The organism is Streptomyces sp. NBC_01476 (genome assembly GCF_036227265.1).
GTDB lineage: Bacteria > Actinomycetota > Actinomycetes > Streptomycetales > Streptomycetaceae > Actinacidiphila.
This window is the reverse complement of record NZ_CP109446.1, coordinates 2,907,552-2,927,325: the sequence shown is the minus strand read 5'-3', so window position 1 is coordinate 2,927,325 and position 19,774 is coordinate 2,907,552. Positions and strand designations below refer to the sequence as shown.

Here is a 19,774-nt window from a genome sequence, read left to right as displayed (position 1 = left end):
ATGGGGCGCTGGATCGACACGTGGGACCCCGAGGACGAGACGTTCTGGGACGAGGGCGGGGGCCGCCGGATCGCCGGCCGCAATCTCGCCTTCTCCGTGCTCAGCGAGCACATCGGCTTCTCGGTGTGGAGCCTGTGGTCGGTGATGGTGCTCTTCATGGGCCCCGGATACGGCGTCGACCCGGCCGGGAAGTTCTTCCTCGTGGCGCTGCCGACGCTGGTCGGCGGGGTGCTCCGGGTCCCGTACACCTTCGCCGTCGCGTGGTTCGGCGGCCGCAACTGGACCGTGGTCAGCGCGCTGCTGCTGCTGATCCCGACCGTGACCGCCGCCTTCGTGGTCAAGCCCGGGGTGTCCTACGGAACGCTGATGACGGTGGCCGCGCTGACCGGCGTCGGCGGCGGCAACTTCGCCTCCTCGATGACGAACATCAACTCCTTCTACCCGCTGCGCCGCAAAGGCTGGGCGCTCGGCCTGAACGCCGGCGGCGGGAATCTGGGCGTCGCCGCGATCCAGCTGGTCGGGCTGCTCGTGATCGGCACGGCGGGGGCCGCCCATCCGCGGATCGTGCTCGCGGTGTACATCCCGCTGATCGTGCTGGCGGCGCTGCTCGCCGCGCTCTTCATGGACAACCTGAGCAGCGTCCGCAGCGACACCGGCGCGGCCGTCGAGGCGGCGAAGGACCCGCACACCTGGATCATGTCGCTGCTGTACGTGGGGACCTTCGGCTCCTTCATCGGCTACAGCTTCGCCTTCGGCCTCGTGCTGCAGAACCAGTTCGGCAGGACCCCACTGCAGGCGGCGTACCTGACCTTCATCGGGCCGCTGCTGGGGTCACTGGTACGGCCGGTGGGCGGGCGGCTCGCGGACCGGCTGGGCGGCAGCCGGATCACCTGGTGGAACTTCCTCGCGATGGCGGTGGCGACCACCGTGGTGATCGTCGCGTCGCAGGCGCGGTCACTGGCGGTGTTCCTGGTCGGCTTCATCGCGCTCTTCGTGCTCAGCGGGATCGGCAACGGGTCCTCGTACAAGATGATTCCGGCGATCTTCCAGCGCAAGGCCGAGGCGCGGGGGCTCACCGGGGACGCCGCGGCGGCGTACGGCCGGCGGCTGTCGGGGGCGTCGATGGGACTGATCGGCGCGGTCGGGGCGCTCGGCGGGGTCGGAATCAACCTGGCCTTCCGGGAGTCGTTCCTGCACGCGGGGAGCGGGACCCCGGCGTTCGTCTCCTTTCTGGTGTGTTACGCGCTCTGCTACGCGGTCACCTGGGCCGTATACCTGCGGCGGCCTGCTGGGCTACCGGCCGGTACCGGTCAGGGGGTCCCTGCCTCGGCGACGGTCCCGGCGCGGGTGTGAACGGGGGCCGGCTACGTAACAGCCGGGTAATCCGGGTGAACCCGACCCGTCACCGCGTCTTGCGACGATGCAGGTCCCGGCGGGGTGACGGGCGTTCGCCGGGCAGCGGGGCCCGCGGTGGGACGAGCACCTCCAGCGAAGTGGGGCGGAGCCATGTACGCGAAGGGAAGCGGCGAGCCGGCGGCGGTGCCGCCGCTGGCGGGTTTCACCGTCGGAGTGACGGCCGCCCGCCGCGCGGACGAACTGGCCGCGCTGCTGGAGCGGCGCGGGGCGGTGGTGCTGCGGGCACCGGCGCTGCGGATCGTGCCGCTCTCGGACGACGCCGAACTCCTCGACGCCACCAAGCAGTTGCTCGACGACGCGCCTGATGTGGTGATCGCCACCACGGCGATCGGTTTCCGCGGCTGGATCGAGGCCGCGGACGGCTGGGGCCTCGGGGAGGCACTCCTGCGCCGGCTCGACGGGGTCGAACTGCTCGCGAGGGGACCGAAGGTGCGCGGCGCGGTACGGGCCGCCGGCCTCAAGGAGGCGTGGTCGCCGGCCTCGGAGTCGATGGCCGAAGTGCTGGAGCGGCTGCTCGACGAAGGGGTCGAAGGGCGGTGCGTGGCCGTGCAGTTGCACGGGGAGCCGCTGCCCGGCTTCAGTGAGGCGCTGCGCGAGGCCGGGGCACGGGTGGTGGGCGTGCCGGTGTACCGGTGGACCGCGCCGGAGGATTTGGGGCCGGTGGACCGGCTGCTGGACGTGGTGGTGGCGGGCGGTGTGGACGCGGTGAGCTTCACCAGTGCGCCGGCCGCCGCGTCGCTGCTGGCCCGGGCCGAACGGCGGGGGCAGCTGCGGGAGTTGCTGGAGGCGTTCCGCGGCGGGGCGGTGCTGGCGGCGTGCGTGGGGCCGGTGACGGCGCTGCCGTTGCAGGCGCACGACGTGCCGACGCAGGCCCCGGAGCGGTTCAGGCTCGGCCCGCTGGTGCAGCTCATCGCGAATGAACTGCCAGGGCGGGTACGGCCGTTGCCGGTCGCCGGGCACCGGCTGGAGATCCGGGGGCAGGCGGCGGTGGTGGACGGCGGGCTGCGGGCGGTGCCGCCGGCCGGGATGTCGCTGCTGCGGGCGCTGGCACGGCGGCCCGGATGGGTGGTCTCCCGGGGGGACTTGCTGCGGGTGCTCCCCGGGGCCGGGCGGGACGAGCACGCCGTCGAGACGGCGATGGCGCGGCTGCGGGTGGCGCTGGGGGCGCCGAAGCTGATCCAGACGGTGGTCAAGCGGGGCTACCGGCTGTCGCTCGACCCCCACGCCGAGGGCAAGTACGTGCCGTCGCCCCGCTGAACGCCCTTCCCGTCGAGCGTCCCCCGCGCTGAACCTCCGGCCCCGTTCGCCTCCCGCCCGGCCGTTCGGCCTCTGGCACCCTTCGGGGTTGCCGGGCACCCTGGTGGGGAGGGGGACGGATGGGGAAGGTGGTGGCGTGATGGGGGCTCTGGGATTCGACAGCGGCCGGGTCTGTCTGGACCTGGTGGCGACGGGGGAAGGGCCGGCGCTCGGGTCGGCACGGGGATTACGGGGATGGGTGTACGACGCGGGACTGGTGCCCGCGGGCATCGAGGTGGGGGTCGCGGCGGACTGGCTGGGGCCGTTCCTGACGCTGCGGGGGCGGCTGGAGCGGATGGTGGGCGCCGAACTCGGCGGCCTGCCGCAGGCGGCGCAGGACGTGGCGGGGCTGAACGAGGCGGCACGGCCCGCGCCGCCCGCGCCCGCCGCGGTGCTGGGGGAGGCCGGGACGCTCACCAAGGGCCTCGCGGGCGCGCCGGGCTGCGAGCAGCTGCTCGCCGTGGTCGCCCGGGACGCGGTGGAGCTGTTCACCGATCCGGTGGCCCGTGCGCAGCTCAGACGGTGCGAGGGGGAGAACTGCCCCCGGGTCTATCTGGACACCTCGCGGGGCGGACGGCGCCGCTGGTGCAGCAGTGAGGTGTGCGGAAACCGGGAACGGGTGGCCCGCCACCGGCGCCGTACCACGCTCAGGACCACCCGGGGCTGACACCGGCGAGCCCGGGCGGGCCGGGTGGGCAGAAGCCCGCAGGTCGCGTACGGTTGCAGGCTGCCCCACGCACGGTCGCGCGAGGGGCACCGCACGGAAGAAGGGGGTCCTGCGTGGCCGCGCAGACCGCAGCACCGGGGGTCAGGGACCAGGAGATCGCCGCCGAACAGGCGCACCTGGACCGGGTGTACCACCGCCTTGAGGAGAAGATCCACGAGGCCGAGTTCCTGATGAGCGACGCCGCCCAGCGCGGCCAGGTCGGCACGCCCGGCGCACTGGCGGAACGGGACGCCCAGGTGTACCGCGCGGGTATCCACCTGAACCGGCTGAACAGCGAGTTCGAGGACTTCCTCTTCGGCCGGATCGACCTGCTGCGCGGCAAGGACGGCAAGAAGGGTGCCGACGGCGCCTTCACCTCCGTCGACCCCGCGGACGACGCGATCCGCGACGACGCCACCGCCGACATCGCCGAGACCCTGCACATCGGCCGGATCGGGGTGCTCGACACGGATTACGCGCCGCTGGTGATCGACTGGCGGGCGCCGGCCGCCGCTCCCTTCTACCGGTCCACACCGGTCGCTCCGGGCCGGGTGGTACGCCGCCGGGTGATCCGGTCCAAGGGCCGCCGGGTGCTGGGCGTGGAGGACGACCTGCTCCGCCCCGAGCTGGAGACCGGGCTGCCGGTGGTCGGCGACGGCGCGCTGATGGCCGCGCTGGGGCAGGCCCGCACCCACTCGATGCGGGACATCGTCTCCAGCATCCAGGCCGAGCAGGACCTGGTGATCCGGGCGCCCGCCGCGTCCGTCACCGAGGTGACCGGGGGCCCCGGCACCGGCAAGACCGCGGTGGCCCTGCACCGGGCCGCGTACCTGCTCTACCAGGACCGGCGGCGCTACTCCGGCGGCATCCTGTGCGTCAGCCCGACGCCGCTGCTGGTGGCGTACACCGAGGGCGTGCTGCCGTCGCTCGGCGAGGAGGGGCAGGTCGCGATCCGCGCGGTCGGCTCGCTGGTGGACGGCGTGACGGCCGACCTCTACGACGAGCCGGCGGTGGCCAGGATCAAGGGCTCCTCGCGGATGCTGAAGGTGCTGCGCAACGCGGCCCGCGGCTGCCTGGACGGGGACGACCGCAGGCCCGGCGTGCTGCGGGTGGTCGCCTTCGGGCGCCGGATCGAACTGGCGGCCGAGGAGCTGGACGCGGTGCGCCAGCAGGTGCTCGGCGGCACCGCGCCGGTCAACCTGCTGCGCCCGCGGGCCCGCAGGCTGCTGCTGGACGCGCTGTGGCGCAAGGCGGGCCGCCGTCAGGACGACCGCGAGCTGGCCGTGGAGGAGCGCCAGGGCTTCGACGAGGACATCAGTACCGAGCAGGACTTCCTCGACTTCCTTGAGGACTGGTGGCCGGTGCTCCAGCCGCGGGACGTCCTGGACGCGCTCGCCGACGAGAAGCGGCTGGCCCGCTGGGCCAGGCGGGTGCTCTCGCCGCCGGAGGTCCGCCGGGTGGCCCGTTCGCTGCGGCGCAAGGGCACCACCGTGCACGACGTGGCGCTGCTGGACGAACTGGAGACGCTGCTCGGTTCGCCGCCGCGCGAGAAGCGCCGCGAGATCGACCCGATGGACCAGCTCACCGGCCTCGACGAGCTGATGCCGCAGCGCGGCGAGAGCGGCCGGGAGCGGGCCGAGCGGCTGGCCAGGGAGCGCACCGAGTACGCGCACGTCATCGTGGACGAGGCGCAGGACCTCACCCCGATGCAGTGGCGGATGGTCGGGCGCCGCGGCCGGACCGCCACCTGGACGATCGTCGGCGACCCGGCGCAGAGTTCCTGGTCGGACGTGGAGGAGGCGGCCCGCGCCCGTGACGAGGCGCTGGGCTCCCGGCCGCGCCGCCGTTTCAATCTCACCGTCAACTACCGCAACCCCGCGGAGATCGCGGAGGTCGCCACGACCGTGCTGGCGCTGGCGATGCCCGGCGCCGAGTCCCCGCGCGCGGTGCGCTCCACCGGCATCCGGCCGGAGTACGAGGTGGCCGGCGAGGACATGGGCGCGGACGTACGGGCGGTGGCGGAGCGGCTGCTGGCCCGGGTGGACGGCACGGTCGGTGTGGTGGTGGCGATGAACCGCCGGGAACAGGCCCGCGGTTGGCTCGCCGGGCTGGGGGACCGGGTGGTGGCGCTGGGCAGCCTGGAGGCGAAGGGCCTGGAGTACGACGCCACGGTGGTGGTGTCACCGGCGGAGATCGCCGAGGAGTCACCGGCGGGGCTGCGGGTGCTGTACGTGGCGCTCACCCGGGCCACCCAGCGGCTTACCGTCATCGCCGGGGAGCGGGACCTGCCGGACGCGGACGGCGTACCGGACCTGCTCAGGAAGGACTGAGCCGGCGCCCCTGACGCGCCCCCCGAACGCACTTCGGGCGCCCTTCCGAGGAAGGGCGCCCGAAGACGTTGATGACACCGACCCGCCATGCTCGCCTCGCGGCAAGTGGGCGCTCGAAGCGCCTAAGGTTGGGCCCGGGGGCTTGGATCGGGCCGGTGCCGTACTCAGGCTAACAAACCCGTCCCGGAACCTCTTCCCGCCGGGCGGATTTCCTTCCGATCATCTCGTGGCCACCCGTTCTTCCCCCGCGGATCGCCCCCCGCTCGGCCAACCTCCGTATGGCGGAAGTACGCTTCCAGCAGCTGATCCGGGTTTACGCGTACCCGGCGGTAGGTGCGACGATCGATCGGCATCAGTTCAGCAAGCGGGTCCGTCGGCGCATGTTCACGCACGTCCGCGCACGTACGGACACGTCCACGCAACGTCCGCACGGCGCGTCCGTACGGGCACCCGGCAACGAACCACCCTCCGCAGGAACCCGGAAGAAGGTCGTCATGGCAACGGCGCCGAGCGTCTCTTACTCGATCACGGTACGGCTGGAAGTCCCCGCCAGCGGGACCGCGGTCAGCCAGCTCACCACCGCGGTGGAGTCCTCGGGCGGGTCGGTCACCGGCCTCGACGTCACCGCCTCGGGTCACGAGAAGCTCCGTATCGACGTCACCGTGGCGGCCAGCTCCACCGAGCACGCCGACCAGATCGTGGGCAAGCTCCGCGGCATCGAGGGCGTCGTCATCGGCAAGGTCTCCGACCGTACGTTCCTGATGCACCTCGGCGGCAAGATCGAGATGCAGTCCAAGCACCCGATCCGCAACCGCGACGACCTGTCGATGGTCTACACCCCCGGGGTCGCCCGGGTCTGCATGGCCATCGCCGCCAACCCCGAGGACGCCCGCCGGCTCACCATCAAGCGCAACTCGGTGGCCGTGGTCACCGACGGCTCCGCGGTGCTGGGGCTGGGCAACATCGGCCCGAAGGCCGCGCTGCCGGTGATGGAGGGCAAGGCGGCGCTCTTCAAGCGGTTCGCCGGGATCGACGCCTGGCCGCTGTGCCTGGACACCCAGGACACCGACGAGATCGTGGCGATCGTCAAGGCCATCGCCCCCGGCTTCGCCGGCATCAACCTGGAGGACATCTCCGCGCCGCGCTGCTTCGAGATCGAGGCCCGGCTGCGCGAAGCGCTGGACATCCCGGTCTTCCACGACGACCAGCACGGCACCGCGATCGTGGTGCTGGCCGCGCTGACCAACGCGCTGCGCTGCGTCGGCAAGCAGATCGGTGACCTGCGGGTCGTCATGTCCGGTGCGGGCGCGGCCGGTACGGCCATCTTGAAGCTGCTGCTGGCCGCCGGGGTGAAGCACGCGGTGGTGGCCGACATCCACGGGGTGGTGCACGCCGAGCGCGACGACCTGGTCAGCGCGGCCCCCGAGTCGCCGCTGCGCTGGATCGCCGACAACACCAACCCCGAGGGCGTCACCGGCACCCTGAAGGAGGCCGTGGTCGGCGCCGACGTCTTCATCGGTGTCTCCGCGCCGAACGTGCTGGAGGGCTCGGACATCGCGAAGATGGCCGACAAGGCGATCGTCTTCGCGCTGGCCAACCCCGACCCCGAGGTGGACCCCGGCGCCGCCCGCGAGACCGCCGCCGTGGTGGCCACCGGCCGCAGTGATTTCCCCAACCAGATCAACAACGTGCTGGTCTTCCCGGGTGTCTTCCGCGGTCTGCTGGACGCGCAGTCCCGGACGGTCAACACCGAGATGATGCTGGCCGCCGCGCGGGCGCTGGCGAGCGTGGTCGGCGACGGTGAGCTGAACCCGAACTACATCATCCCCAGCGTCTTCAACGACAAGGTGGCCGGCGCGGTCGCCGACGCCGTACGGGACGCAGCGAAGGCGCAGGGCCCGGCAGTTGCGGGTACGGCCGGGGGTACGTCCACCACGCCGTGACCCGGCGGCCGGCGGGAGCGCGCGGGGCGGCGTGACGGTTGTCACCTTGTCCGCCGCGGATCGGATTCCGTGCGTCGACCGTGTGACAACACTGCGTCATCCCGGGCCCCCGGCCACGCTTTTTCCGCGACTCGCGCGGGCAGGCGATTGGCTTTCCCCCCATATGTGGGGGCAGGATGCACACCTGGGCAGTGAGGCACACAGCAACAGCTTCGTAGCTCGCGCCCCCATGGCTAGAAAGAACACGGGAGTACAGATATGAACCGCAGTGAGCTGGTGGCCGCGCTGGCCGACCGCGCCGAGGTGACCCGCAAGGACGCGGACGCCGTTCTGGCCGCGTTCGCTGAGACCGTTGGTGAGATCGTGGCCAAGGGCGACGAGAAGGTCACCATCCCCGGCTTCCTGACCTTCGAGCGCACTCTCCGTGCCGCCCGTACCGCCCGCAACCCGCAGACCGGTGAGCCGATCGACATCCCCGAGGGTTACAGCGTCAAGGTCTCCGCAGGCTCCAAGCTGAAGGAAGCCGCCAAGGGCAAGTAGTCGCCGAGGCGCGTGACACACGAAGGGCGGCCATCCCCGGCGAACGGGGCGGCCGCCCTTCGGCGTGCCTGACGGGCCCGGGCTCAGGCCGGCGACAGGTCGTGCTCCGGCAGCTCGATCTGCGCGCCGAGGCCCCGCAGTTTGGACAGGAAGTTCTCGTAGCCGCGGTTGATGAGGCTTATTCCGTGCACCCGGGAGATGCCCTGCGCGGCCAGCGCCGCGATCAGGTAGGAGAAGCCGCCGCGCAGGTCGGGGATGACCAGATCGGCGCCCTGCAGCTTGGTGGGACCGGAGACCACCGCCGAGTGCAGGAAGTTGCGCTGCCCGAAGCGGCAGGCGCTGCCGCCCAGGCACTCCCGGTAGAGCTGGATGTGCGCGCCCATCTGGTTGAGCGCGGAGGTGAAGCCGAGCCGCGACTCGTAGACCGTCTCGTGCACGATCGACAGCCCGGCGGCCTGGGTGAGCGCCACCACCAGCGGCTGCTGCCAGTCGGTCTGGAAACCGGGGTGCACGTCGGTCTCCAGCGCGATGGCGTTCAGCGGGCCGCCCGGGTGCCAGAAGCGGATGCCCTCGTCGCGGATCTCGAAGGCGCCGCCGACCCGGCGGAAGGTGTTCAGGAAGGTCATCATCGAGCGCTGCTGCGCGCCGTGGACGTAGATGTCGCCCTCGGTGGCCAGCGCCGCGCTCGCCCAGGAGGCCGCCTCCAGGCGGTCCGGGATGGCCCGGTGGGTGTAGCCCTCCAGCCGGTCCACGCCGGTGATCCGGATGGTCCGGTCGGTGTCCATGGAGATCATCGCGCCCATTTTCTGCAGTACGCAGATCAGGTCCTCGATCTCCGGTTCGACCGCGGCGTTGGAGAGCTCGGTGACCCCCTCGGCGAGGACCGCGGTCAGCAGCACCTGCTCGGTGGAGCCGACCGACGGGTACGGCAGCCGGATCTTGCAGCCGCGCAGCCGCTGCGGGGCCTCCAGGTACTGGCCGTCGGCCCGCTTGTCGATGGTCGCGCCGAACTGCCGCAGCACGTCGAAGTGGAAGTCGATCGGCCGGCCGCCGATGTCGCAGCCGCCCAGGCCCGGGATGAAGGCGTGGCCGAGCCGGTGCAGCAGCGGACCGCAGAAGAGGATCGGGATCCGGGAGGACCCGGCGTGCGCGTCGATGTCGGCGACGTTGGCGCTCTCCACCTTGGTCGGGTCCAGCACCAGTTCACCGGGCTCGTCGCCGTTCTCCACGGTCACGCCGTGCAGCTGGAGCAGTCCGCGGACCACCCGCACGTCGCGGATCTCGGGGACGTTGCGCAGCCTGCTGGGTGAACTGCCCAGCAGCGCGGCGACCATGGCCTTCGGGACGAGGTTCTTCGCGCCTCTGAGCCTGATCTCTCCCTCAAGAGGGGTTCCGCCATGGACAAGCAGTACGTCGGCGATGTCGGTCATGGATCTCGCGATCATAGGGAGGGCGTCAACGGGGTCAACGGGGGCCAAAGAAGGCCGAACGGTGTCGAAGGAGGTCGAACGAGCTCGAACGAGGGTGAAGCAGGAGGTCAAGAGGGCAGCAGGGCGCCCGGGTGCGGCCGCCGCGCGGGAACCAGGAAGAAATGGTAATCCGCTCCGCGACCTGCCCGTGCTGACCGGCCCCCGTCGTCATCGGCCATCGGTCCGCCCGTCCGTCCGCTCGGCGTTGAGCCTACGCGTGCCCCCGGGATGCGGGATCATGTTGACCATGACCGAGGTGTCCTCGCTCACCGGGCGACTGCTGATCGCCACCCCGAAGCTGGCGGACCCGAATTTCGACCGGGCCGTGGTGCTGCTGCTCGACCACGACCGGCAGGGGACGCTCGGCGTGGTGCTGAACCGGCCGACCACGGTGGACGTCGGCGATGTGCTGGAGCCGTGGGCGGCGCTGGCCGGCACCCCGGCGGTGGTCTTCCAGGGCGGTCCGGTCTCGCTGGACTCCGCGCTCGGCCTTGCCGTCGTCCCCGGCGAACCGGCCGCCGGCGGGGAGACGGGCGTGCTCGGCTGGCGCCGTGTGCACGGCGCCATCGGCCTGGTCGACCTGGAGGCGCCGCCGGAGCTGCTGGCCGCCGAGCTGGGCTCGCTGCGGATCTTCGCCGGCTACGCGGGCTGGGGCCCCGGCCAGCTGGAACGGGAGCTGGTGGACGGTGCCTGGTACGTCGTGGAGTCCGAGCCGGGGGACGTCTCGGCGCCCGATCCCGAGCGGCTGTGGCGGTCCGTGCTGCGCCGCCAGCTGAGCGAGCTGGCCATGGTGGCCACGTATCCCGACGATCCGACGCTCAATTAACGCCGGATCTCAATTACGCTTGACGTCCATGAGCACTCTTGAGCCCGAGCGCGGGGCGGGCACCGGCACCCTGGTCGAGCCGACTCCGCAGCTCTCCCACGGTGACGGCGACCACGAGCGCTATGCGCACTACGTCCAGAAGGACAAGATCATGGCGAGCGCGCTGGAAGGCACGCCCGTCGTCGCCCTGTGCGGCAAGGTCTGGGTCCCCGGGCGCGACCCGAAGAAGTACCCGGTCTGCCCGATGTGCAAGGAGATCTACGAGGGCATGTCCTTCGGCGGCGACAACAGCGGCAAGGACAAGTCGGGCAGGGGCAGCAACGGCTGACAGCGGCGCGTTCGGAGCGGCGGACCCGCCGGACGACGAGGACCTGCCCGGCGACGGGCTGCCCGAGGACGACGCGAGCAGCGGCGAACGGGTGCATGTCCTGGTCGGCCAGGGCCGCTTCGCCGAAGCGCACTCCCTGGTGAGCGATGCCTTCGTCGAGCGCAACGGCAGCGCGGGCTATCTGCTGCGTGCCTGGGTGCTGACCCAGGAGCGGCGGCCCGCGGAGGCCCGTGAGGCGGTCGACTGGGCGCTGGCGATCGCCGGGCCCGCGGAGGCGGCGGACGTCTTCGTGCTGGCCGGTGTGGTCCTGCTCTCGCTGGACGAGGCGCACGCCGCCCTGACGGTGGCGCTGCGCGCGGCCGGTTCCGATCCCGACGGCTGGGAGCCGTCGGTCCTGCTGTCCGACGTCTACCGGCGGCTGGGCCGGGTCCCGGACGCGGTGGCCGCCGCCCGCCGGGCGGTCGCGGTCGCGCCGTACGAGGCCGAGGCCCAGGTGGCGCTGGCCCGCTCGCTCTCGGCGACCCGCGGACTCACCGGCCGTCCCGCCCGGCGGCACCGCGCCGAGCACGAGTCGGCCGTCGAGCGCGCCCTGACCCTCGGGGTGGACCCCGGGCAGCTCACCGCGCCGCGCGGCGGGGCGCTGATCGGCGGGATCGGCCTCCTGCTCTTCTGGGGAGTGCAGCTCTACCGGATGGAGACCGGTGACACCTGGCAGCTGATCGCCGGCGGCGCCGTGCTCACCGCCACCTTCGTCCTGGTCGCGGTGCTGGTGAAGAGCGGCAGCCGCCGCTCGGGCATCAGCGCCAGGACCCGGTTGCGCGGCATCCGGGCCACCACCCGTACCGAACTGGCCGGCGACGACTGGCTCTGGCGGATCGGCGCGGTCCACGTCGGGGCGGCGCTGCCGCTGCCGGTGCTGCTCAGCACCGGGATGGCCGCCGACCGGGCCTGGCGCGGCCATGCCTGGCCGCTGTGGGCCACCGCGACGGCCGCCGCCGCCGGAGTCGGCGCGGTGCTGGTCGTCCTGCTCGGGGTGCGCTGGTGGTACGGCGCCTGGCTGGCCCGCCGGATGCTGCGGTACGGGCGGCTGATACTCGCCCAACTGGTGGCCATCAGCCTGCTGGTGGGGGTGACGCTGGCGCTCGCGTCCCGCGGTGACGTGCCCGACTGGGAGTGGGCGGCGCTGGCCGTGGTGCATCTGGGCTGGATCGTGCTGGGGTGGCTCGGCGCGCTGCTGCTGGTCTGGTGGATCCAGGTGCGGCGGCGGCAGGTGCTCTGAAAGGCGCGGTTCCGCCGGGACGGCGGGACGCCCGATCGGTCGATTGGTCTATGCCAATCGCCGATTCGGCGGCAGGATTGTCCCCATGGACCTCATCCCCACCCCGAGTCACGAACCGAGTTACTCCGCAGACGGGAGCTTCACCCTCACCTCCGGGACCGTCCTGGTGGCGGAACCCGGCACGGAAGGTGCGGCGCGCTGGCTGCGGGCCACGCTGGGCGCCGCCACCGGGCTGCCGCTGCCGCCCGCGGCACCCGGCGACAGGGGCGCCGACGCGGGCCTGGTGCGGCTCGCGGTGGACGAGCGCGCCTCCGGCAGCCCGGAGGGCTACCGCCTCACCGTGGATCCGGCCTCCGGCGTACGGATCACCGGGGCCAGTCCCGCCGGGGTCTTCTGGGGCGCGCAGACCCTGCGCCAGCTGCTCGGCCCCGACGCCTTCCGGCGCGCGCCCGTCGGCGGCCCCGACCGCGCCTGGCGGGCGCCGGCCTGCCACCTGCAGGACGCCCCGCGGTTCGGCTGGCGCGGCTTCATGCTGGACGTGGCACGGCACTTCATGCCCAAGGACGTCGTGCTGCGCTACCTCGACCTGATGGCCGCCCACAAGCTCAACGTGCTGCACTTCCACCTCACCGACGACCAGGGCTGGCGGGTGCAGATCGAGCGCTACCCGCGGCTGACCGAGGTCGGCGCCTGGCGGGAGCGCACCAAGGTCGGGCTGCGGGAGTCGACGCTGTGGGACGAGCGCCCGCACGGCGGCTACTACACCCAGGACGACATCCGGGAGATCGTGGCCTACGCCGCCGAGCGGCATATCACCGTCGTCCCCGAGATCGACATCCCCGGCCACTCGCAGGCGGCCATCGCCGCCTACCCGGAACTCGGCAACACCGACGTCATCGACACCACCACCCTCCCCGTGCTCACCAGTTGGGGCGTCAACCCCAACGTACTGGCACCCACCGACAGCACCCTGCGCTTCTACGAGAACGTCTTCACCGAACTGCTCGACCTGTTCCCCGGCACGTTCTTCCACATCGGCGGCGACGAGTGCCCCAAGGAGCAGTGGCGCGAGTCGGCCACCGCCCAGACCCGGATCAAGGAGCTGGACCTCGCCGACGAGGACGAGCTGCAGAGCTGGCTGATCCGGCACTTCGACAACTGGCTCGCCGAACGCGGCCGCCGGCTGATCGGCTGGGACGAGATCCTGGAGGGCGGGCTGGCGCCCGGCGCGGCCGTGGCCTCCTGGCGGGGCTACGCGGGCGGTGTCGCGGCGGCCAGGGCCGGGCACGACGTGGTGATGTGCCCGCAGAGCCATGTCTACCTGGACTGGCGGCAGTCGGAGTCGCCGGACGAGCCGGTGCCGATCGCGCACGCCCGCACGCTGGAGGACGTCTACCGGTTCGAGCCGGTGCCGCAGGAACTGACCGAGGACGAGGCCGCCCGCGTGATCGGCACCCAGGCCAACATCTGGACCGAAGTGATGGACTCGGTACGGGTGCTGGACTACATGGCCTTCCCGCGGCTCGCCGCCTTCGCCGAGGTCGCCTGGTCCGCGCTGCCGGAGCCGGCCGCGCGCGACTGGCCGGACTTCGAGCGCCGGATGGCCGTCCACTACGCCCGGCTCGACGCCCTCGGGGTGGAGTACCGGCCGGCCGGCGGACCGCTGCCGTGGCAGCGCCGCCCCGGGGTCGTGGGCCGTCCCAAGGCCGGGCCGCCCCCGATCGTGTGACGCGGGGCGGAAGTTATCCACAGGCTCCGTGACGAGCTGGCACCGTGGACGCGTACCGTGTCAACAAGCCCGGAAGATGGCAATTCCGGCACAGCGACCAATATCGGTGGAGTCGTGCGATCAACCCCGCTGTGGGCGGATCGGTACTTCAAGGACCCTCGCGTCGGCCACCGTGGAACATGTGCCAGAGTTGCCACGTCCGGGCTGTCAGCACGTACGGTACGGCTACCGCGTGACGGAGGAAGGCCGGGAAGGGGCAGCTGCGTGAGCACGTATGCACGGCAGACGGCGGAGAACGTCACCCTGCCGTCCTCGCTCGACGAGGCGGTGGAAGCGCTCGCCGCCATGCCCAGCGCGGTGCCCGTCGCGGGGGGCACCGACCTGATGGCGTCGGTCAACTCCGGGCTGCTGCGCCCCGCCGCGCTCGTCGGCCTCGGCCGGATCAGCGAGATCCGCGGCTGGCAGTACGCCGACGGGGCCGCGCTGCTCGGCGCGGGCCTCACCCACGCGCGCATGGGCCGCCCCGACTTCGCCGCGCTGATCCCCGCGCTGGCCGCCGCCTCCCGGTCGGCAGGACCCCCGCAGATCCGCAACGCCGGGACCCTCGGCGGCAACATCGTCTCGGCCGCGCCCACCGGCGACTCGCTGCCGGTGCTGGCCGCGCTGGAGGCGAGCGTGATCCTCGCCGGTCCCGAAGGCGACCGCGAACTGCCGGTCAGTCACCTGCTCACCGGCATGGACCCGCTGCGCCCCGGCGAGTTGCTGGCCTTCGTCCGGATCCCGCTGCTGCACGCGCCGCAGACCTTCCTCAAGGCCACCAACCGCACCGGCCCCGGCCGCGCGGTCGCCTCCGTCGCCCTCGTGGTGGACCCGGCCCGCCGCCAGGTGCGCTGCGCGGTCGGCGCGGTGGCCCCGGTGCCGCTGCGCCCGCTGGAGGCCGAGCACTGGGTCGCCGGGCTGATCGACTGGGACGGCGAGCGCAGCATCGCACCCGAGGCGTGCACCGCGTTCGGGGAATATGTCGCCGCCGCCTGCATCCCGGACCAGCCCGGGGTGGAACTGCCGCCGGCCGCCGTCCAGCTGCGGCGTACCGTGGCCGCACTGTCCCGCCGAGCGCTCGGGAGGGCCCTGGCATGACCGACCAGCCGCACGCGCCGGGCGCGCCCGGCAACTCCGGGGCCTGGCAGCCCGTGCCCGGGGGCGGGGACTACGACCCCGACCAGACCATGCACGTCTCCTTCGCCGCGCAGCTGCCGCCAGAGCCGCTGCCGGGCGAGGACCCGCTGAGCGCCCACGGCCCGGCCGGACCGGGGACCGGCGAGGCCGATCCGGCCACCCAGTGGTCGATCCCGGTCATCAGGGAGGAGACGGACTCGGGGGAGTTCTCGGTCGGCGCCTACACCGGGCCCTGGGACCCGGCGCCGCCGCCCCCGTCCGCCACCCAGTCCTTCCCGGCCGGCATGTTCGGACAGGGGGCCGCCGCCGCCCAGGCCGCGCAGGCCGAGGCCGCCGCACAGGCCAGGTCGGCCGCCGAAGCCCAGGCCGGGCACGCCAGGGCCGCGGAACCGCTTCCGGAGGCGTCGGGCGGGCACCTCACCGGCCAGTGGGCGATGCCCTTCACCGGCCCGGACGCGGGCGACCCCGGGCCGTGGCTGCCCGCGCACCCGCCGGCCTCCGACGCGGCCTGGTCCGCGGTGGTGGACGACCCGGAGCTGCCCCCGGAGCGACCGCGGTTCCCGGCCGCGGACGAGGCCGCCGCCCAGGACTCCCACCCCGCGGACGACGGCGGGCACTCCGGTGCCCCGCACACCGAACCGCCCCCCGGTGACGGGCCGCAGGAGGGCGCCGGCTCGGCCGCCGCCGACGGCCTGGACGCGATCGACCGCCTCGACGCGCTGGAGGCGCTGCCCGGCCTGGAGACGCTGGAGGAGCCGGGCGACCCGCTGGACACCGAGGCGGGCCCGGACGGCGACCCGGACACAGGGCCCGCCGCCGACCCGGACGCCCACCCGGACGCCCACCCGGACACAGGGGCGGCCGACGAGGCCGAACCGGCGGTGGTTCCCGAGCCGCTGCCGGAGACCCGCAGCGAGCACCCCCTGGCCTCGTACATGCTCCGGGTCAACGGCACCGAGCGGCCCGTCACCGACGCCTGGCTCGGCGAGTCGCTGCTCTATGTGCTGCGGGAGCGGCTCGGCCTGGCCGGCGCCAAGGACGGCTGCGAGCAGGGCGAGTGCGGAGCCTGCTCGGTACAGGTGGACGGCCGCCTGGTGGCGTCCTGCCTGGTGCCCGCGGCCACCGCGGCGGGCAGTGAGGTCCGCACCGTGGAGGGCCTGACGGTGGACGGCCGCCCCTCCGACGTGCAGGCCGCGCTCGCCGAGTCCGGCGCCGTGCAGTGCGGTTTCTGCATCCCCGGTATGGCGATGACCGTGCACGACCTGCTGGAGGGCAACCACAAGCCCACCGACCTCGACATCCGCCAGGCCCTCAGCGGCAATCTCTGCCGCTGCTCCGGCTACCGCGGCGTGATCGACGCGGTCCGCCAGGTCGTCGCCACCCGCGACACCGACGACGACCCCGCCTTCTCCGACGAGGCCCGGGTGCCGCACCAGGGCGGCCCGGCCGCATCAGGAGGCGCCGCATGAGCATCATCGACGGCACGCCGGGCCCCGGCCCCGGCACCCTTGCCGACGGGCCCGCGCTGCACGGCATCGGGGTGTCGCTGCCCTCCGAGGACGCGCTCGCCAAGACCCAGGGCATCTATCCGTACGCGGCCGATCTGTGGGCCGAGGGACTGCTCTGGGCGGCCGTGCTCCGCTCGCCGTATCCGCACGCCCGGATCACCAGGATCGACACCACCGAGGCCGCCGCGATGCCCGGGGTGCGCGCGGTCGTCACGCACGAGGACGTGCCGGGCGACGCGATGCACGGGCGGCTCGTCGCGGACCGCCCGGTCTTCGCCGGCGACGTGGTCAGGCACCACGGCGAACCGATCGCCGCGGTCGCCGCCGACCACCCGGACACCGCGCGGCTGGCCGCCGCCGCGATCCTGGTGGAGTACGAGGTGCTGGAGCCGGTCACCGACCCGGAGAAGGCGTTCGCCGCCGAACCGCTGCACCCCGACGGCAATCTGATCCGGCACATTCCGCTGCGCTTCGGCAACCCGGAAGAGGTCGGCGAGGTCGTGGTGGAGGGCCTCTACCGGGTCGGCCGCCAGGACCCCGCCCCGATCGGCGCCGAGGCCGGCCTCGCGGTGCCCCGCCCGGACGGCGGTGTCGAGCTGTACGTCGCCTCCACCGACCCGCACGCCGACCGGGACATCGCCGCCGCCTGCTTCGGCCTGGAGGCCGACCGGGTCAAGGTCGTCGTCACCGGTGTGCCCGGCGCGATGGGCGACCGCGAGGACTCCAGCCTCCAGCTCCCGCTCGGGCTGCTGGCGCTGAAGACCGGCTGCCCGGTGAAGTTCGTGGCCACCCGGGAGGAGTCCTTCCTCGGTCACGCCCACCGCCACCCCACCCTGCTGCGCTACCGCCACCACGCCGACGCCGAAGGCCGCCTGGTGAAGGTCGAGGCGCAGGTGCTGCTCGACGCGGGCGCGTACGCCGACGCCTCCTCCGACGCGCTCGCCGCCGCGGTGGCCTTCGCGGCCGGCCCCTACGTCGTCCCGCACGTGTTCGTCGAGGGCTGGGCGGTGCGCACCAACAACCCGCCCTCCGGGCATGTCCGCGGGGAGGGCGCCCTCCAGGTCTGCGCGGCGTACGAGGGCCAGATGGACAAGCTGGCCGCCAAACTCGGCCTTGAGCCCGCCGAGTTGCGGATGCGGAACGTGCTCTCCACCGGTGACCTGCTGCCCACCGGGCAGACGGTGACCTGCCCGGCCCCGGTCGGCGAACTCCTCAAGGCGGTCCGCGACGCCGACCTCCCGCCGCTGCCCGACGGCGACGACGAGTCCCAGTGGCTGCTCCCCGGGGGCACCGCGGGCGCGGGCGAACCGGGCGCGGTGCGCCGCGGGGTGGGTTACGCGCTCGGTATGGTCCATGTGCTCGGCGCCGAGGGCGCGGACGAGGTCTCCACCGCGACGGTGCGGGTGCACGACGGCCGGGCCACCGTGATCTGCGCGGCCGTCGAGACCGGCCAGGGGTTCACCACCCTGGCCCGGCAGATCGTCCAGGAGGTGCTGGGCGTGGAGGACGTACGGGTGCTGCCGTCCGACACCGACCAGCCGCCCGCAGGACCGTCTGCCAGGAGCCGCCACACCTGGGTCTCCGGCGGGGCGGTGGAGCGGGCCGCGAAGATGGTGCGCACCCAGCTGCTCCAGCCGCTCGCGGCGAACTTCGGGATGTCGGTGGAGCTGCTCTCCATCGCCGACGGCAAGATCACCTCGTACGACGGGGTGCTCTCCACGACGGTCGCCGAGACGCTCGACGGCAAGGAGCTGTGGGCCACCGCGCAATGCCGACCGCACCCCACCGACCGGCTGGACGACTCCGGGCAGGGCGACGCCTTCGTGGGGCTCACCTTCTGCGCGGTGCGGGCGGTGGTGGACGTCGACATCGAACTGGGCGCCGTGCGGGTGGTGGAGCTGGCGGTCGCCCAGGACGTCGGCCGGATCCTCAACCCGCGGCAGCTCACCGCCCGGATCGAGGCGGGCGTCACCCAGGGCGTCGGGCTCGCCCTCATGGAGGACCTGCGGGCGCCGCGTGGCATCGTCAAGCGGCCCAACCTCACGGGTTACTCGCTTCCGACGGCCCTGGACGCGCCCGACGTCCGCATCGTCAAACTCGTCGAGGAGCGCGATGTGGTGGCCCCCTTCGGGGCGAAGGCGGTCAGCGCGGTTCCTGTGGTGACCACCCCGGCCGCCGTCGCCGCCGCGGTCCGTGCCGCCACCGGCCGCCCCGTCAGCCGCCTCCCCATCCGCCCTCAGGCGGCCATCGTCAAACCGGCGTAGCCCCTCCGGCGCCGGGGCAGGGGGTCCGCCTCCTGCCCCGTCCCGTCCCGTTCCCCGGGGCCCGGGGAACGGGGCCCGGGGCCCGGGGCCCGGGTCAGCGGCGGAGGCCCTCCGCCAGGGACGTGAGGGTGTCGAGGGACTGCTGGTGGAGGCCGCCGCCGAAGGTGATGCGGGTGGCGCCCATGACGCCGAGTTCGCGGGGGGCCGGGCCGCCCGGCTTGCACAGGGCGTTGAGGGGCAGGCCGATGCCCGCGGCGAGGGCGGCGAGCTGGGTGGGCGGGGCGAGGATCGGGTAGACACAGTCCGCACCGGCCGCCGCGTAGAGGCGCCCCCGCTCCACCGCCGTCGCCGTCGTCCGGTCCTCGCCCCGCAGGTAGGTGTCGACGCGCGCGTTGATGACCAGCGCCGCCCCCGCCGCGGCCCGTACCTCGGCGAGCCAGTCCGCCTGCCGCTGGGGGTCGTTGAGCCGCTTGCTCAGCGGGTCGGAGTCCTCCAGGTTGCACCCGACCGCGCCGGCCTCCAGCAACCGCTCCACGAACTCCTTGGCGGGCAGCCCGTACCCCGCCTCCATGTCCGCGCTCACCGGCACGTCCACCGCCCGCGTGATCCGCCCGACCGCCGCGAACATCTCCGCCACCGGCGTCCCCTGCCCGTCCGGGTAGCCGAGCGCCGCTGAGATCCCCGCGCTCGGCGTGGCCAGCGCGGCGAACCCCGCGTCCGCGAAGACCCGTGCGCTCGCCGCGTCCCACGGCCCCGGCAGCACCAGCGGATCCTCGGCCGCCCGCCCCTGGTGCAGCGCCCGCAGCACCGCCGCCTTGTCGTTCACATCACCCGCGTTGTCCGTCATGCCCCGACCGTACGGCCTCCCGGCCCGCCCCCGGTGTACCAGTCCGCCGCACATTTCCTGGGCCACTTCCGCGCCACTTCCGCGCCACTTCCGCGCCCCGGACAACTCAGGTGCCCG

Annotated in this window: 15 protein-coding genes; 13 read left to right on the top strand and 2 right to left on the bottom strand. The window is 73.4% G+C overall.

Features of this window, described 5'->3' with window-relative positions; genetic code table 11:
• The 6 genes from OG552_RS13120 (at position 1) to OG552_RS13095 (ending at position 8,231) form a co-directional block, all read left to right on the top strand.
• Complete coding sequence (locus tag OG552_RS13120) at positions 1 to 1,353, top strand: nitrate/nitrite transporter (protein WP_329132458.1); 1,353 nt, start codon at positions 1 to 3, stop codon at positions 1,351 to 1,353.
• Between the two features lie 153 nt (positions 1,354 to 1,506).
• Positions 1,507 to 2,673: a uroporphyrinogen-III synthase gene (locus OG552_RS13115; RefSeq protein ID WP_329132456.1), complete on the top strand. Its 1,167-nt coding sequence runs from the start codon at positions 1,507 to 1,509 to the stop codon at positions 2,671 to 2,673.
• A 139-nt stretch (positions 2,674 to 2,812) separates the two neighbouring features.
• Entirely contained in the window at positions 2,813 to 3,379 is a 567-nt protein-coding gene (locus OG552_RS13110; RefSeq protein WP_329132454.1) for a CGNR zinc finger domain-containing protein, read from the top strand.
• Between the two features lie 113 nt (positions 3,380 to 3,492).
• Positions 3,493 to 5,748 carry a HelD family protein gene (locus OG552_RS13105; protein WP_329132452.1) on the top strand — a complete coding sequence of 752 codons (2,256 nt, stop codon included), beginning with the start codon at positions 3,493 to 3,495 and terminating at the stop codon, positions 5,746 to 5,748.
• 494 nt (positions 5,749 to 6,242) lie between these two features.
• Positions 6,243 to 7,691, top strand: a complete 1,449-nt coding sequence (locus tag OG552_RS13100; protein ID WP_329132450.1) for an NAD-dependent malic enzyme — start codon at positions 6,243 to 6,245, stop codon at positions 7,689 to 7,691.
• 258 nt (positions 7,692 to 7,949) lie between these two features.
• On the top strand, positions 7,950 to 8,231 hold the full coding sequence (locus tag OG552_RS13095) for an HU family DNA-binding protein (RefSeq protein WP_329132448.1): 282 nt from the start codon (positions 7,950 to 7,952) through the stop codon (positions 8,229 to 8,231).
• A gap of 83 nt (positions 8,232 to 8,314) precedes the next feature.
• Here OG552_RS13095 and murA read toward each other — a convergent pair whose 3' ends face one another.
• Positions 8,315 to 9,661, bottom strand: a complete 1,347-nt coding sequence (murA, locus tag OG552_RS13090) for a UDP-N-acetylglucosamine 1-carboxyvinyltransferase (protein WP_329132446.1) — start codon at positions 9,659 to 9,661, stop codon at positions 8,315 to 8,317.
• 277 nt (positions 9,662 to 9,938) lie between these two features.
• On the opposite strand from murA, the gene OG552_RS13085 reads away from it, so the two are divergent.
• From OG552_RS13085 to OG552_RS13055, 7 genes are all read left to right on the top strand, one after another.
• Positions 9,939 to 10,526, top strand: coding sequence for a YqgE/AlgH family protein (locus OG552_RS13085; RefSeq protein WP_329132444.1), 588 nt, complete (start codon positions 9,939 to 9,941; stop codon positions 10,524 to 10,526).
• Positions 10,527 to 10,554: 28 nt separating this feature from the next.
• Positions 10,555 to 10,854: a DUF3039 domain-containing protein gene (locus OG552_RS13080; RefSeq protein WP_329132443.1), complete on the top strand. Its 300-nt coding sequence runs from the start codon at positions 10,555 to 10,557 to the stop codon at positions 10,852 to 10,854.
• Between the two features lie 91 nt (positions 10,855 to 10,945).
• Positions 10,946 to 12,133, top strand: coding sequence for a tetratricopeptide repeat protein (locus OG552_RS13075; protein ID WP_329132441.1), 1,188 nt, complete (start codon positions 10,946 to 10,948; stop codon positions 12,131 to 12,133).
• A gap of 85 nt (positions 12,134 to 12,218) precedes the next feature.
• On the top strand, positions 12,219 to 13,862 hold the full coding sequence (locus tag OG552_RS13070; protein ID WP_329132440.1) for a beta-N-acetylhexosaminidase: 1,644 nt from the start codon (positions 12,219 to 12,221) through the stop codon (positions 13,860 to 13,862).
• A gap of 264 nt (positions 13,863 to 14,126) precedes the next feature.
• Positions 14,127 to 14,999 carry an FAD binding domain-containing protein gene (locus OG552_RS13065; RefSeq protein WP_329132438.1) on the top strand — a complete coding sequence of 291 codons (873 nt, stop codon included), beginning with the start codon at positions 14,127 to 14,129 and terminating at the stop codon, positions 14,997 to 14,999.
• On the top strand, positions 14,996 to 16,507 hold the full coding sequence (locus tag OG552_RS13060; protein ID WP_329132436.1) for a 2Fe-2S iron-sulfur cluster-binding protein: 1,512 nt from the start codon (positions 14,996 to 14,998) through the stop codon (positions 16,505 to 16,507). The genes OG552_RS13065 and OG552_RS13060 overlap by 4 nt, the downstream gene beginning before the upstream one ends.
• A complete protein-coding gene (locus tag OG552_RS13055) occupies positions 16,504 to 18,810 on the top strand; it encodes a xanthine dehydrogenase family protein molybdopterin-binding subunit (protein WP_329132434.1) in 2,307 nt (768 codons plus the stop codon). The genes OG552_RS13060 and OG552_RS13055 overlap by 4 nt, the downstream gene beginning before the upstream one ends.
• Before the next feature lie 94 nt (positions 18,811 to 18,904).
• Here the strand turns inward: OG552_RS13055 and OG552_RS13050 are convergent, their stop codons facing one another.
• Positions 18,905 to 19,657, bottom strand: a complete 753-nt coding sequence (locus tag OG552_RS13050; RefSeq protein WP_329132432.1) for an isocitrate lyase/PEP mutase family protein — start codon at positions 19,655 to 19,657, stop codon at positions 18,905 to 18,907.
• Between the last annotated feature and the right edge of the window lie 117 nt (positions 19,658 to 19,774).